Source organism: Desulfosporosinus sp. FKA, assembly GCF_002196785.1.
Classification (GTDB): domain Bacteria; phylum Bacillota; class Desulfitobacteriia; order Desulfitobacteriales; family Desulfitobacteriaceae; genus Desulfosporosinus; species Desulfosporosinus acididurans.
Genome location: NZ_NAHZ01000027.1, coordinates 1 through 14,736, shown reverse-complemented (window position 1 = coordinate 14,736; position 14,736 = coordinate 1). Strand labels below are relative to the sequence as shown.

The 14,736-nt window shown below is 43.2% G+C and carries 14 protein-coding genes and 1 other annotated feature; of the genes, 6 read left to right on the top strand and 8 right to left on the bottom strand.

Annotation, left to right across the window (positions count from 1 at the left end):
• Positions 1-263 precede the first annotated feature (263 nt).
• Positions 264-542, top strand: a binding site (T-box leader).
• Positions 543-614: 72 nt separating this feature from the next.
• The 4 genes from iorA to B5771_RS09695 all read left to right on the top strand — a co-directional run bounded on the left by iorA (position 615) and on the right by B5771_RS09695 (position 5,650).
• Entirely contained in the window at positions 615-2,402 is a 1,788-nt protein-coding gene (gene iorA / locus B5771_RS09710) for an indolepyruvate ferredoxin oxidoreductase subunit alpha (protein ID WP_088187350.1), read from the top strand.
• Positions 2,403-2,990, top strand: a complete 588-nt coding sequence (locus B5771_RS09705; RefSeq protein WP_172408229.1) for an indolepyruvate oxidoreductase subunit beta — start codon at positions 2,403-2,405, stop codon at positions 2,988-2,990.
• Between the two features lie 9 nt (positions 2,991-2,999).
• Entirely contained in the window at positions 3,000-4,226 is a 1,227-nt protein-coding gene (locus B5771_RS09700) for a phenylacetate--CoA ligase (protein ID WP_088187437.1), read from the top strand.
• 299 nt (positions 4,227-4,525) lie between these two features.
• Positions 4,526-5,650 carry an NAD(P)/FAD-dependent oxidoreductase gene (locus tag B5771_RS09695; protein ID WP_088187349.1) on the top strand — a complete coding sequence of 375 codons (1,125 nt, stop codon included), beginning with the start codon at positions 4,526-4,528 and terminating at the stop codon, positions 5,648-5,650.
• A 46-nt stretch (positions 5,651-5,696) separates the two neighbouring features.
• Here the strand turns inward: B5771_RS09695 and asrC are convergent, their stop codons facing one another.
• From asrC to B5771_RS09675, 4 genes are all read right to left on the bottom strand, one after another.
• On the bottom strand, positions 5,697-6,683 hold the full coding sequence (asrC, locus tag B5771_RS09690; protein WP_088187348.1) for a sulfite reductase subunit C: 987 nt from the start codon (positions 6,681-6,683) through the stop codon (positions 5,697-5,699).
• A gap of 15 nt (positions 6,684-6,698) precedes the next feature.
• A complete protein-coding gene (gene asrB / locus B5771_RS09685) occupies positions 6,699-7,520 on the bottom strand; it encodes an anaerobic sulfite reductase subunit AsrB (protein ID WP_088187347.1) in 822 nt (273 codons plus the stop codon).
• On the bottom strand, positions 7,513-8,523 hold the full coding sequence (gene asrA, locus B5771_RS09680) for an anaerobic sulfite reductase subunit AsrA (RefSeq protein WP_088187346.1): 1,011 nt from the start codon (positions 8,521-8,523) through the stop codon (positions 7,513-7,515). The genes asrB and asrA overlap by 8 nt, the downstream gene beginning before the upstream one ends.
• Before the next feature lie 230 nt (positions 8,524-8,753).
• Positions 8,754-9,749: an NADH:flavin oxidoreductase gene (locus B5771_RS09675; protein WP_088187345.1), complete on the bottom strand. Its 996-nt coding sequence runs from the start codon at positions 9,747-9,749 to the stop codon at positions 8,754-8,756.
• A gap of 291 nt (positions 9,750-10,040) precedes the next feature.
• Between B5771_RS09675 and B5771_RS09670 the strand changes: the two genes are divergently transcribed.
• Positions 10,041-10,367 carry a DUF1992 domain-containing protein gene (locus tag B5771_RS09670; protein ID WP_088187344.1) on the top strand — a complete coding sequence of 109 codons (327 nt, stop codon included), beginning with the start codon at positions 10,041-10,043 and terminating at the stop codon, positions 10,365-10,367.
• Positions 10,368-10,655: 288 nt separating this feature from the next.
• The gene (locus tag B5771_RS09665) at positions 10,656-10,874 is read left to right on the top strand and encodes a hypothetical protein (RefSeq protein WP_088187343.1); all 219 of its coding nucleotides are present in this window, start codon (positions 10,656-10,658) and stop codon (positions 10,872-10,874) included.
• Positions 10,875-11,088: 214 nt separating this feature from the next.
• Here the strand turns inward: B5771_RS09665 and nagA are convergent, their stop codons facing one another.
• The 4 genes from nagA to B5771_RS09645 form a co-directional block, all read right to left on the bottom strand.
• Positions 11,089-12,252, bottom strand: coding sequence for an N-acetylglucosamine-6-phosphate deacetylase (nagA, locus tag B5771_RS09660; protein WP_088187342.1), 1,164 nt, complete (start codon positions 12,250-12,252; stop codon positions 11,089-11,091).
• A 108-nt stretch (positions 12,253-12,360) separates the two neighbouring features.
• Entirely contained in the window at positions 12,361-12,855 is a 495-nt protein-coding gene (locus B5771_RS09655; RefSeq protein WP_047808554.1) for a rubrerythrin family protein, read from the bottom strand.
• Between the two features lie 153 nt (positions 12,856-13,008).
• On the bottom strand, positions 13,009-13,218 hold the full coding sequence (locus tag B5771_RS09650; RefSeq protein WP_088187341.1) for a DUF3006 domain-containing protein: 210 nt from the start codon (positions 13,216-13,218) through the stop codon (positions 13,009-13,011).
• Positions 13,219-13,273: 55 nt separating this feature from the next.
• Positions 13,274-14,194 carry a ComEC/Rec2 family competence protein gene (locus B5771_RS09645; protein ID WP_088187340.1) on the bottom strand — a complete coding sequence of 307 codons (921 nt, stop codon included), beginning with the start codon at positions 14,192-14,194 and terminating at the stop codon, positions 13,274-13,276.
• Positions 14,195-14,736 lie beyond the last annotated feature (542 nt).

The following is a 14,736-nucleotide window of genomic DNA, read 5'->3' as shown; positions in this document are numbered from 1 at the left end:
GTTTACTATGAAACTCACCCCACTTTAAATGATAACAAAGGAGGTTTAGCGAAGTTGTCACCCTGATGTTGGCTTATTGTATCATATAATTGCGTTTAAGTAAATATTAGTTGTATTAGTAGGAAAATATTCCATAATAAGTAAATAGCTTTGCCGCAAATACCTGCAGCTATTTTAGCATTTCGCCGCATCTGCACGAGAGAGCTTACCAGGTGCCTATTGACAAAGGAACTTATTCCAACTAAAATTAAGTAAATTTTAAATTAAATCCTATGATCAGAAAAAGTAACTGATGAATATTGAGAAGCGAGCCGGCGATTGGTGAAAGGTCCGGTGCAATGGAAATCAGCGAATGGTTCTGGGAGGAGCAGGGTAAAAGAGCAATGCTTAACTAGCCCGCGCCGTTGTCCCTGCGTTATAAGGGAAGGGTATTAATACTAAGGTTTGACACCTGCGTTGCGTACCTTTTGAAGAGAAACCAACTTTCTGAGAAAGTGCCGGTTTCTGAATTGGGTGGCACCGCGAGCTATATCGCCCCATATTTATGTGGGTGATATGGCTTTTTTGCTTTTAGGAAACCTTTATTTTAAAAATCATATCAGGGAGGTAAGACTATGGCATTAGAGTTATTAATGGGCAATCAGGCTATCGCTCTGGGTGCAATTCGCTCCGGAGTCGGAGTCGTTACAGGATATCCAGGTACACCTTCAACTGAAATCCTGGAAACAGTTGCTAAGAGGAATCCCGGCATCTATGTTGAGTGGTCTGTCAACGAAAAATCGGCCTTGGAAGTTGCCTCTGGCGCTGCCTTCGCCGGGTTCCGAACCATGGTAACCATGAAACAGGTTGGACTAAATGTAGCTTCAGATCCCTTAATGAGTCTGGCCTACCTTGGCGTCAAAGGAGGCATGGTTATCGTCGTCGCCGATGACCCCGGCCCGATCTCTTCACAAACGGAACAGGACACCAGGCATTTTGGCATCTTTGCCAAATTACCTGTCTTTGACCCCTCTTCTCCCGAAGAAGCCTATCTGATGATCGGTGATGCTTTTGAATACTCGGAGAAATATAATACTCCCGTGTTATTCCGTCCAACTACCAGAGTATGCCATGGTTATGCCACAGTCGATCTTGAAGAAAAACGCTTTGAAGTTAAAGCCGAGGGCTTCATTAAAGACCCCAAGTGGGCAATTTTCCCCCGGCTTTCTTACCTCAATCATTTGAAAATGGAAGCACAACAGCCTGTGCTTAGTGAAGATTTTTCGTCTTATCGCTATAATTCCCTACAGGGAAGCGGTAAAAAGGGGATTGCTTCCGGAGGAATCAGTTATGCCTATACTTGCGAGGCATTATCAAACCTAAAGGGAGAATGCAAAATCTTCCGCGTGGCTACACCGCATCCTTTCCCGGAGAAATTGGCTCTCGAATTCCTGACAGGCCTTGATGAAGTTCTCGTAATCGAAGAATTAGATCCTGTTATTGAAAAAGAATTGGTTTATTTATGTGGAAAGCATCATTTACCTGTGAGAATTATGGGCAAGCTGACAAAGCATATCCAAAACGCCGGGGAAAATTCAGTCGAGTCAGTCAGTAAGGCCGTTTCTGAATTTTTGCGAATCCCAATTCATCCTGTAAAACCCTCTGAGGATATGCCGGCTCTTCCCGTCAGGCCGCCTGTTTTATGTGCAGGTTGTCCGCACAGAGCTTCTTTCTATGCCGTAAAACAAGCGATGAAAGGGCGAAAGGCCGTTTTCTCCGGTGACATCGGCTGCTATACGTTAGGAAACGCCAAGCCCTTGGACATGGTTGATACGTGCCTTTGCATGGGCGCCGGAATTACCATAGCCCAAGGCCTTCATCGAGCAGAACCCGATGCGGTCAATTTTGCTTTTATTGGAGACTCTACCTTTTTCCACACGGGTATACCCGGTGTCATCAATGCCGTTTACAATGAGACAGATATTGTTCTTATTATCTTAGACAACTCAACAACTGCTATGACCGGTCACCAACCACATCCGGGAACAGGCAAAACTATGATGGGAAACATTTCCGAAAAAATCAAGATCAGCGAAGTGCTGAAAGCACTTGGCGTTAAGCATATCACAACGATGAATCCTTTTAACCTCCAAGACTCTAGCGCAGCCGTCAAAGAAGCAGCCGCCAACAAGGGGATATCCGCTGTTATCTTTAAATCTCCCTGCATTGCTGTTGCCGACCCGGCACCTGTCTTTTCCGTTGACAGCGAGAAATGTACAGGTTGTAAACTATGTATTAAGGAATTGGGATGTCCGGCCATTGTTAAAGATAATAACAAAGTTCGAATTGATGCTTCCTTATGTTATGGCTGTTCAATATGTGCACAAGTCTGTCCATTTAAGGCAATCGGAGGTGCAAACTAAATGATTAATTGCATTTTAGCGGGGGTCGGCGGTCAAGGTACGGTACTTGCATCGAAACTCATTGCCCAAACGGCCATGGGCAAGGGTAAAAACGTCCGCACAGCGGAAACTATTGGTATGGCACAGCGCGGCGGCTGTGTCGTCAGCCATGTCCGAATTGGTGAAGAGATTCATTCTCCCTTGGTTCCCCTCAGGTCCGCCGATGTTATTATTGGCTTTGAACCTGCCGAAGCGGTGAGAAGCTTGCCTTATTTAAAAGAAGAAGGAATTGTCATTGTCAGCCAAAAAGATATCAAGCCGGTTACAGACTCTCTTGCCAAAACGAATTATGAAGGAACAGAAATGCTTGACTACCTGAAAAGTCATGTCAAACGTCTGATCATTATTGATGTTGAGCCAATCTTCGCTGCCTGCGGCAGCACTAGAGTTTTAAATATCGCCCTGCTGGGAGCGGCGGCAGCTGCCGGTGTATTCGATATTTCTTTGGCAGAAATAGAGCGGACCATTGAGCATAAATTACCACAGCAATTTATTGCGATGAATCTAAAAGCATTGCGTGCAGGCGCTAAAACCGCCATAAAGGAGTAATTTAAAATGATGAATCAGACCCAATTTGACGCTATCAAAAAAATGCTTGTCAAACTTTCCCAAGTCGATGGGTTTTATAAGAAAAGATTTGCAGACATCGATGTAACGGCTATTCAGAGCCAAGAGGATTTTGAAAAGCTTCCTTTTACTGACAAAGGCGATTTAAGAGAGGCTTATCCCTTAGGACTTCAGGCAGTTCCAGACAGCGAAATTGTTCGTATTCACTCCTCTTCCGGCACGACGGGTACTCCGGTAATCATTCCCTATACTAAAAAGGATGTTGCTGATTGGGCAGAAATGTTCAAACGCTGTTATGAAACTGCCGGGTTAACCAATTTAGACCGAGTCCATATCACGCCCGGTTATGGTTTATGGACTGCAGGAATAGGTTTTCAGACCGGTGCAGAACTGTTAGGTGCTATGGTTATTCCTATGGGACCTGGGAATACGGACAAGCAAATTCAGATGATGAAAGATTTAAAAAGTACAGTTTTATGTGCGACGTCTTCCTATGCCTTACTTTTAGCGGAAGAAATCACCAAACGCAAAGTCAAAGATAAAATTCATCTTACTAAGGGCATTATTGGTTCAGAGCGTTGGGGAGAAAAAATGCGCCGCCGCATAGCCAATGAACTCGGAGTTCAGCTCTATGATGTCTATGGTTTAACTGAAATCTACGGGCCCGGCATCGCTATGAGCTGTGATCAAGAATGCGGCATGCATTATTGGGATGACTATTTCTATTTTGAGATTATTAATCATAATACCGGAGAACCGGTTCCCTTTGGGGAGATCGGCGAGTTGGTTATTACAACTCTCCGAAAAGAAGGCGCCCCGCTCATTCGCTATCGCACACACGATCTGACGCGGTTCATACCGGGAGAATGTGCTTGTGGTTTGAAATATCCAAGGATCGATACCCTGATCGGCCGAACCGACGATATGGTTAAAGTTAAAGGCACAAATATTTTTCCGGCGCAAATTGATGAAATGCTGCGAGAAGTTGAGGGAGCAAGCAGTGAATATCAGGTAATTATTGACCATTTGAATGGGAAAGATATTATGACGGTGTTCTTTGAAACGGAGAATGAAGCAGATAAACGAGTCATTGAACAGAACGTCAAGCAACATTGTAAAGCAAAAATCGGAATCACAATTGTGCCAAAGGCTGTCGCTATTGGTGAACTTCCCCGAAGTGAGAAGAAATCCACGCGGATTTTCGATAACAGATATTAAGCGCTTTTGCCAGCCTCTGGCGGCAGCGGCAGGTTAGTTTGATTATACTTTCTGCTAGTACAAATAGCCCGAGAAAATCCTAATTGCTGGAAGTTCTCGGGCTTTACTTTACTTTAATCCAATTGTAAGACGCCCACTTCTCCCAGTGAGGGCGGTTCTCAGTTCACTCTCTAAAAATAAGATCAAGCACAGTTTGGCAATGTTGACAAATACCAAGACATAACGCTTATAATTATATAGTAAGACTAATAATACCTTGGAAAATTTATGTTCACAATTGACAAAAAGGGATGGTAGCTATGGAGCAGGTAGAGATTGTTGTTATCGGAGCGGGAGTTGTCGGTTTAGCCGTCGCTGCGGAACTATCAAAGCAATTCAAAGATCGTTCTCTGGTCTTGCTTGAGCGGCATAGCAAATTTGGGCAGGAAACCTCCAGCCGCAACAGCGAAGTCATCCATGCCGGTATTTATTATCCAACAGGAAGTCTCAAGGCAAACTTATGTGTTGAGGGCAACCAACGCCTTTACCACTTTTGCCGGGCTTGGAATATCCCTCATCAACGAATCGGAAAATTAATTATTGCCCGAAGTGAACAGGAAATCCCAGTACTGGACTCCCTCCTGGAACAGGGGCAAAAAAACGGAGTTAATGATCTGGAACTTATCGACAACGATCAGATCGCCCGATTAGAGCCCAACATTCGCGCGGTCGCCGCCGTCTTATCCCCTTCTACCGGGATCGTTGACTCTCACCAGTTGATGTTAAGACTTGAATGGTTAGCTCTTGAACAAGGAGCCGTCATAGCCTATCAGCATAACGTCCAAGGTGTTGAACACATAGATAATGGCTTTGAGGTGACTTACCGCAATCCGGCAGACCAACTCGAAGCGCTGCGCTGTCAGTGGCTCATCAACTGTGCAGGCTTAAGCTCAGATCAAATCCCTTCCTTCCTGGGGATTGACATTGATAACAGCAATTACCGCATCTATCCCTGCAAAGGAGAATATTTTAGTGTTCCGAACTCCAAATCCGCACTAGTGTCACATCTTATTTATCCACCTCCCCTCAAGGCACTGAAGGGTTTAGGCATACATGCGACCAAATCCTTGGATGGTCGCATGAGGTTCGGTCCCAATGCTATCTACACCGAAACGCTGGATTATGATGTCGACGAAGCACATGGCCAGGAATTTTTTAATGCGGTCACAACGTATATGCCATTTTTAGACTCTGAGGATTTCTTGCCTGATATGGCTGGCATACGCCCAAAAATTCAGGCCCCGGGTGATCCCGTTCGTGATTTCATTGTCTGTCATGAAACCGAACGCGGTTTTGAAGGGTTAATTAACCTCATCGGCATAGAATCGCCCGGTTTAACCTCCTCCCTGACGTTGGCTGAAAAAGTAAAGAATCTAGTGTACTAATTGTTTCCAAGTGAACTCGTTCAGCTTTGGCTGAACATTAATTGGATCAATCAAAAATGCATTTTTTATCATAGGAGTACCCCGCAAAATCCAAATAATTGGCTGTTTTTGCTTTCGGGCCCAATTCAACTCCCTTAAGCATCTCCTCTCTAAAGACAGGATAGCCTGTGCGATCCAGGATATAACCAACATGTTCTTTAGGAAGAGAACGGTCAATGTGCTTATCAATATAATCATAAAGGTTATTACACAGCCGCAGGACTGCTTCTCGTTCTGCCCATTCCAGGAATGGAGCAGCTAAACGAGGATTCTTTTTCCCGGTTCTGCCCATAACCACAACTCGATAATATTGTCCGCCCCGAGTCCAGGCACCTGTCGGACATTTCAAAACACACTCGCCGCAGCCTATACAGCGGGAAGCATCTCGTTTCACTTTATAGTTGACTATGGAAAGAGCCCCGGTAGAAACCTTGGCACAATTTTTAACACAGGCTTGGCAGTTGATGCAGCGCTGAGCATCGTAAAGAGGTTCAACCTGTCCAATAATGCCGATATCATGCATATGAACTTTTACGCAGTCATTGGGGCAGCCGGTGACTGCAATTTTAACGTGGGGATTATTAGGGTAAATAATTTTCTCGATATCTTTAGCTAAAGCCGTCGTATCAAACACAGCATTAGTACAAACTTTATTGCCGATACAAGCTACTACATTTCGTGTCCCAGCCGCAGGATAACCCTGAGCAGGTTGCTCGAGGAGTACTCCGATATTGACTTCCAGTTCCTCAAGGAATGGCTCGAGGAGAGCATTAATTTCCTTCATATACTCAAAAGGAATAGCAGGAATTTCCAAGCCTTGTCTTGTCGTGATATGAACATCGCCATTGCCGAAACGTTCAGCTATTTCCTGGATCAGCGGAAGCAGCTTTACCGGCAAATGACCTCCGGGTACCCTGAGACGCAGACAGGTAAGATTTCTGTCTTTCGTAATTCGCCAGGCATTTTTCATAACTTTTTTTGTATTAATTGTCATCCTAAATCCCTCCAACTAATCCAAGAGAGTTTGCGCTTGAGAAAAATTAAATACCGGACCTTCCAAACATACATACGTTTCGTCAATCTTGCAATGACCGCATTTGCCAAGGCCGCATGACATTTTACGTTCAAAAGAGACCCAGATGTTCTCTTTGGCTAAGCCTCTGCACAGGAATTCTTGAGCAGTAAACTTCATCATGACCGGCGGTCCAACGATGATAACCCGCACATCTTCCAGGGAGGGTATCTCTACATCCGGAATCAAAGCAGTAATAAGACCTGTTCTGCGGCTGCAAGAATTGGCGATTACTTCGAGGTTTCCAGACTCATCAAGTTTATCAACGGTAACTTCAACTCTGAACGTTTGGGCCCATTTATCTAAGTCACGTTTAAACAAAACATCGTTAGGGGTTTTAAATCCGGTTAAAATATCGCACCGCTGCAAAAGCTCCGGACGAGCATAGAAGTAATTAATGACACTTTTGACAGGAGCAAGTCCTGTTCCACCTGCGGCGATAATCAAATGTTTATTGTAAAAGGACTCCAGAGGAAACCCATTCCCATAAGGGCCTCGCAGGAAAAGATAATCTCCCGGAACTAGCTTATCAATACCCCCTGTCACCTGGCCAACCCTGCGAATGGTCATTTCGATATAGCCATCCCCAAAGTCACTGATGGAAATCGGACATTCCCCGACTCCGGGAAGGGAGACTTCCATAAATTGACCGGCAATAGGTTGTATCTGGCACTCTAAACGGTAGGTCCAATCCAGTTCAGTCTGTTGATATTTAGCGAGAATTTTAGCCTTAAAGGGTAAATAGCTGTTTTTAGCCACGGTTTTCTGCCTCCTCTTTGCCCAGGCGGTCGATGCAGTGAGCCAAGGAGATATATTCGGGACAGGCATTGTCACAACGTCCGCATCCGACACACATATGAACTCCAAATCTCTGTTTAAAGTCTTTTATTTTGTGCATAACCTTGAAACGCATCCGCTCTCCATTATTACGGCGAAAGCTGTGCCCCCCGGCCATATCTGTAAAACCATCGATCTGGCAGCTGGCCCAAACCCGACGTCTCTCTCCGCACTTAGGGTTATCGTCATAGAAAATATCCTGCATTGTATAACAACTACAGCTGGGACAAACGACAGTACAGCGTCCGCAGGCAATACAGCGTGAACCATACTCCTCCCAGATAGGGTTTGCAGCCACTGATTCAAGGGCCAGATTTTCCGGAACCTTAACTGATTGCTTATTACTCTCAACAAACTTAGGAGACACCTCAATCGTCTCACCATGGAAGGCGAACAATCCTTCAATATCTTCTTGAACATCACTTAGATAAACACCGTTCTCCAAGCGCACAGATGCGCTGTAGTTCTCAGTCTTATTAGTTCCCATACTAACGCAAAAACAACTGTCAAAGCTCTCCTGACAATCCATAACAATCAGCTTTAGTTTATTTCTCAGTCTCTCATAGTAATAATCCGCAGAGGGACCGTTTTCTAACATTATTTTATCCAGACGTTCTACCGCCTGTATGTCACAAGCACGCAGGAAAACAATCATACCTTTTTCATCAACAACAGCTTCACTAAACCCATTTTCGTTAAAATAAAAGAGTCTCTGAGTAACAGGATAAAAGGTTTCTTTAGGAGAAAAATAGGATTTTTGGTTAAAGACAACGTCTTCAATTTTTGAGATTTCAGCATACCCGACCAAATCGGTATCGGAAAACTTGCCTTTGCCTTTTAATAAAGTCGGCGCATAGACCCGATACTTTTCCCTCAGACTCTCAAGAAGCTGATTAAACGCCGCGGCGGTAAACCTATAGCCCAAAGTTCACACTTCCTTTGATTTCTTTTACTTCAATGTTAAGTATAAGCCCTTAACTCCTTTGTGACTGTGATTGTTATCACAAAAGCTTGCCTTAGATCTTAAATCTTTGTAAACAAAAACGTATAAAGAAGTAAAACAGCCAGAGCAATTAAGTCTCTAGCTGTTAATTTATTAAACGCGAGAGTAGAGTCCATCCTTCAGCGCGATAGCATTTGTTATGAGCTGGACACTTACTTGAAACTTTCCATAGCATTTTTAGCCCAATTGGAATCTTTGTAAATGGCCCTGCCAACACCTACTAAATCGGCCTTTTTGTTCCTAAGAATCTCCTCAGCGTCTTCGGCTTTCGTAATCCCGCCGGTAACTATTACAGGAATTGACACTGCTGCTTTAATAGCCGCAGAATAGGGAGCAAAATATCCCGGCTCTTGAACGCCTGGAAGGGTATATCGGCACATTCCCCCCGAGATATCTAAAATGTCGACCCCGGCCTGAGCAAAAGCTGATGCGGCTTTTTGACTATCTTCAATAGTAAGGCCATCTTCTCTGTAATCCGTTGCACCCATACGCAGAAGAATCGGAAAGTCACCGACCGCCTCGCGAATCGCCTTGATGATTTCCAGATGAATTTTGATTCTTCCTGTAATATCCCCACCGTACTCATCAGTTCTTTTATTTGTCAGGGGGGATAGGAATTGGTTGAGGAGGTAGCCATGGGCAGAATGAATCTCCACACCATCAAATCCCGCCTCCTTTACCCGTATGGAAGCTTTTTGGAAATTATCTACAATTTTTTTAATTCCATCTCTATCGAGTGCTATTGGCACTGCTGCATTTTCCTTGGAAGGATTAATCACAGCCGAAGGACCAAGGGGATCCATATTGATCACTTCTTTGCTGGCGGCGCTTCCGGCATGGTTAATTTGCATCACTGTTTTTGTTCCATTGTTATGGATAAGGTCGGACAGCTTTTTCAGGCCGTCTATAAGAGAATCCTCAGCGACGGAAAGTTGATTTTTACTGGCTTTTCCAGCAAGAGTGACATAACTATGTTCAATGATTACCAGAGAAAGATAACCGCCCTTAGTTTTTTCCTCATAATAGTTCAAAATATCCTGGGTGATGCCCCCATCTATTCCAGATTTCGCAGTAGCCATTGGCGGCATTATTAATCTATTTTTTAAGGCTAACTTACTGTTTTCTAAAGGTTGATCTAAATACATTATCTGGGACCTCCTTATTATTTCTTATGTTCCTGTTATACATGATAGTTTGATAACAATAGAATGAGTTGTCAACATTAATAATGCCTCTAGGTTGTATCCTCTGTTAATTTGTGGCCCCCTATTCTGCTCGTTTTGAAAATTAGTTTTCTCAATTCTTCCGGCTTGTCAGTCAGGAGAAATCTCAGATCATCAAGTTAGTCGTTTTATTGCAAATTTAAGTTAAAAAAGCTCTCTAAACCTTATATAATAAGATTATGAAATCTATAGTTTGGATTAAGGAGCTGTCCTTCGATGTCAAACATTTTCGATAAAATTGCAGAAGACAGGATTCAAGAGGCCCTTAGAAACGGTGAATTTGATAACCTCCCTTCCCAGGGTAAGCCTATTAACCTCGACTACTGGGCAAGTCTTCCCGCAGGAATCCGTGCCGGATATATGCTTTTAAAGAATGCCGGATTTGTTCCCGAAGAGGTACAGTTGTTAAAGGATATGGAAAAACTAAGGGAACAGATGTCAAGCTGCCCTGATCAAGAAGAAAGGCTTGCTATGCAGAGGAAGCTGCAAGAGACGCAATTAAAATATAATCTAATAAGCGAATATAAAAAACAGAAGAAATAATTTCTTTGCCCAAGATTATTTCTTAAGTCAAAAACAAGCTGCTCATTTATTGAGAAGATGTGGCAAGTGAATGGCTTAAATCTCAGGGCCTAATCAAATAGTATTTATGATGTTATTTTTTAATGCTATGAAATAATTAAAGGAGTGCCCCCAAAGCAAATCGGGTCTTCGAGTTGCTTTGGGGGCACTCCTTTTTACGCAGCCGCCTGACCTTATAACTACCGAATTTACAACTCTATTACATTGTTGACCTTGAGGGCATGCTACAATATGAGTTGAGGTGGTTTTATGGCACATATTCTTATTATTGAGGATGAAAAATCCATCAGTGATCTGGGAGCAACCCCGAAAACCGGCGTCTCAGTTGTGTGTCAATTATCCGACGGCTCGGCCTGCGCGGTTCGCTTAACCGGCGACAATAAAGAAGCGGCGGCCTATCGATACTTCCCCAACGGCTATGACGGAAGCTGGGATTATCATCCGGTAACAGCTAACGGAGTCGGTTAAAACAATAGAAAATTCGTTTCCGTCCTTTTGTAGAAAAGATTAAAGAGTACTCTGTTGGCAACAAATCTTCGAGTAAAGTAACCTATAGTGACTTTTGTTCATATTCATAATGGGCAGCGATAAAGGTTTATAAAACTCTGTCAAAAATAAAGCGTCCCCACTCCACTGGATAGTGTAGCGAGGACGCTTTATCCTGTATTAAATGAGATCATTGCTATGGCTTCGAATTGAGATAAACTACGTTGCCGCCGACTATTGTCATCTCAACTCTGAGCAGCTCATCAAGTATGACGAGATCGGCATCTTTGCCTATCTGAATAGAGCCCTTATGCTGTCCCAGATTCAACATTGATGCAGGATTTGCTGTCAGCAGCAAAATAACCTCTTCTAATTTTCGACCGGTATAAGTCATCAGATTTCTTAAAGCAATAGACGTGGTAAGAGTGCTTCCCGCTCGCGTGCCGTCGCTAATAAGTTTGGCATCCCCGTCGCTGACCTGTACTCTGCTGACTCCAAGATTATAAAATCCATCAGGCAATCCGGCTGCCATGATACTGTCTGTGATGGCCACAATTCTGTTGAGACCCTTTGTTTTGAGAAGCAGTCTTATTATTCCCGGATGAAGATGTTTTCCATCACAAATAGCCTCGCAAAAAATATCCGTCTCTAGAACAGCTCCGCAAATTCCGGGAGCATGATGATCCAATAATCTCATAGCATTAAAGGTGTGAGTCGCGCTCCTCGCTCCATTGCGAATACACGTTAAGGCAGTCTCATAATCAGCCCCCGAATGACCAATTGAGACAATAACCCCTTTCGCCGATAGTTCTTTAACCAACTCGGGCGCTCCCTCCACTTCGGGGGAAATCGTAATATAGTTAATCAAACCTGCCGCTGACTTCTGATAGGTTTCAAACAAGGAGTTATCGGCTTTTCGCAGCCAACGCCTATTCATTGCTCCTTTATAAGCCTCGCTGAGAAAGGGACCCTCCAAATGAATGCCAAGTATTTGGGCCCCGTCCTTTATCTCCGCTTTAGCCCGACAAATCTGTTCTATACACTGGACGGTCCTTTCATATGTATCGGTGATGATCGAGGCAAGCCATCCGGTTGTTCCTTGAGCGGCAAAATAGCGACTGAGCCGAAGTAGATCTTTCGTCGTTGCATTGTTAATATCAACTCCATTTCCTCCGTGAGTATGGACATCGATAAAGCCGGGAACTATTTTTTTACCGGCAGCATTCCAACGGTTAAATGCTTTCTGATCAGAACTGTTCTTCTCTAAACTTACGATTTTCCCATTGATGATACCGATATCGAATTTTTCAAAACGACCGTTTATTAAGACGTTACCCTTCTCAATGAGGAGATCTAGCATAATCTTAACCACCTTAAATTCACAACATTGACCTGAAGCAGCAAAAGCTGCTGCAAAACAAACCTATTCGGTTCATTAGGCAGCAGCTCTCGCTTTCTAAAGGATATTCTAATACTTAATAAATTTAGATCCCGGAACCCCACAGATCGGACATTTTTCCGGAACAAATTTCTCAATGTTTCCACAAACGGGGCAGAGATAATAAAATACTTCTTCCTCCTGCTCCAAGTTATCTAAGGCTTCTTGATAAAGTTTAGCATGGGCTTCTTCAGCTTTAAGAGCATAGGAAAATGTTCTTATGGCAGCTTGGTTACCCTCTTCTTGAGCAACTTTCAAAAATTCCGGATACATGGTTTGATATTCGTAGTTTTCACCATTAACCGCATCATTTAAGTTTTCCGTTGTCGACTTAATCTTTTCGGCGACCTCAAAATGTTTTAAAGCATGAATGGTTTCTGCATCTGACGCAGCCTTAAAAAGTTTCGCAGCATTCTTTTTCCCTTCAGACTCCGCTTTTTTGGCATAAGCGAGATATTTCCGATTGGCTTGAGATTCTCCGGCAAAAGCGCTCATCAAGTTTTCCAATGTTTTTTGGCTATTCATATATGTTCCCTCCCATTTCTCTAATCATCATGATTGGCCGCTTAACATAAGACCATTACAAAAGCACGCAAGACTATATATATCACTACTTCTACTGTTTTATGACAACTCCTGCAGGTATCTCCAAAAATAATTACAGCTTAATAGGGTATATCACCACAAATCTTGGGTGAGTTTGGCAGTCTCGTCCCTAAGCCGTTTTGTTTCCTCACTATCAATTTCATACTTGCCGTTAACAGGTCGAAGTACATCGCCTTCTCTAGCCCCCGCAGGAATATCGGATTTAGGGATATTTTCCATAGATCGTCCATCAACTTCAACGACTGCAAAATCACCCTCAAAACGATCAATGATCATGGCCATAATATGATCCTCCCTCAACAATTTAAGCTTTCCTTAATAGTTCTGACTCATTTTTCTAATCTACAGCTTTAAGAGGCGGGGCATTGGATGGAATGGTTTCTCCTGTTTTAGTAAATTTTATGGTGTCTCCATTGGTTGTTGCTATGATTGTTCCATCTTGATCTGTGCGATACACTTGAACCCCGGCACCCGCTAATTTTTTTAACGTCGTCTGAGCGGGATGACCATAATCGTTATTAACCCCCACAGATATAACAGCATATTGCGGAGAAACTGCTTTTAGAAAAGCTTTGGAAGTTGAACTGCTGCTGCCATGGTGTCCAACTTTGAGCACTGTTGCCCTTAAATCTTTCCCGCTTTTTAACATTTCCGCCTCGGAAATAGATTCAGCATCTCCTGTGAACAGGAAGGAAACCTTACCATATGTTAGCCTTAAGACAGCACTATAGTTGTTAAGATCTTCATAATGTTCACTATTTGGTGCCAGAAATAAACCTGTAATCCCGGAAACATCAAGCTGAGTATTCGCCTTAGCTCTAATTTTCTTGGCCCCGCTGTCATTGACGGCGGTCATAAAATCTCTAAAAGCTTGAGTGTTTGCCGTTCCATTGCTTAGATAAACTTGTTGGGGCGGAAAACTGCGAATGACAGCGGCCAGTCCGCCAATATGATCTTCATGGGGATGCGTGGCAACAATTGCAGTAAGTTGTTTGACTCCCTGGGATTTCAGATAACTGATAACCCCAGGTCCATCCTCAACATTTCCCCCATCAATTAGAATTGTCTGACCGTTAGGTACCATCACTAAAATACTGTCTGCCTGGCCGACATTAAGAAAATGAACTTGTAACAAGCTGCCTTGTTTTGTTGGAATGTCTGAAGAATTTGGCTTTGTTGCCGCAGGACTACACCCGGAAAAAACCATCAAAATGAGGATAACCAAAGGAATGATAAAAAGTTTTCTGCGAGATAACAATTAAGGTAACTCCTCTCACTATTTAGTCTTTTGACTCATTTGACTCTAATTATGCTTTTCTTTACAATCGTTTGCCTTTTAATGTTCTTATTTTAGTATAACATTAACCTTCGACAAGAAGTTTTTGCTTATGAACTCGTTCGGCTAAAACTGAATATTGGGGCTTGTTCAAAACAGCCTTCAGGAAATAATATGCAAAAAAAATAAGCCCATAAGGACGCTTTAACGCCTTTTGGGCCCCTTTTCTTACCTTATTTTTAAATGCTTGAGCAAATTGCTATTGCAGGTTTTATCCAGTTTTTAAGACCCTCACTTCTTAAGTGGGGGTGGGTCCCCATCTGAAGTCCCGATGTTCAGCTTTAGCTGAACGAGTTCACTTTACAACAAGCAAATCTAAAATAGTTTATTTACCGGCATTACAGAAACGTAGCCAAAAGCCCACGGTTTCAATCGTGGGATGAAGGCGGCTCCCGTTTCGTTTCTAAATAATCCGTTGTAGTATAATTGAACAACTGATACAATAATGATATGGGACAAGACTA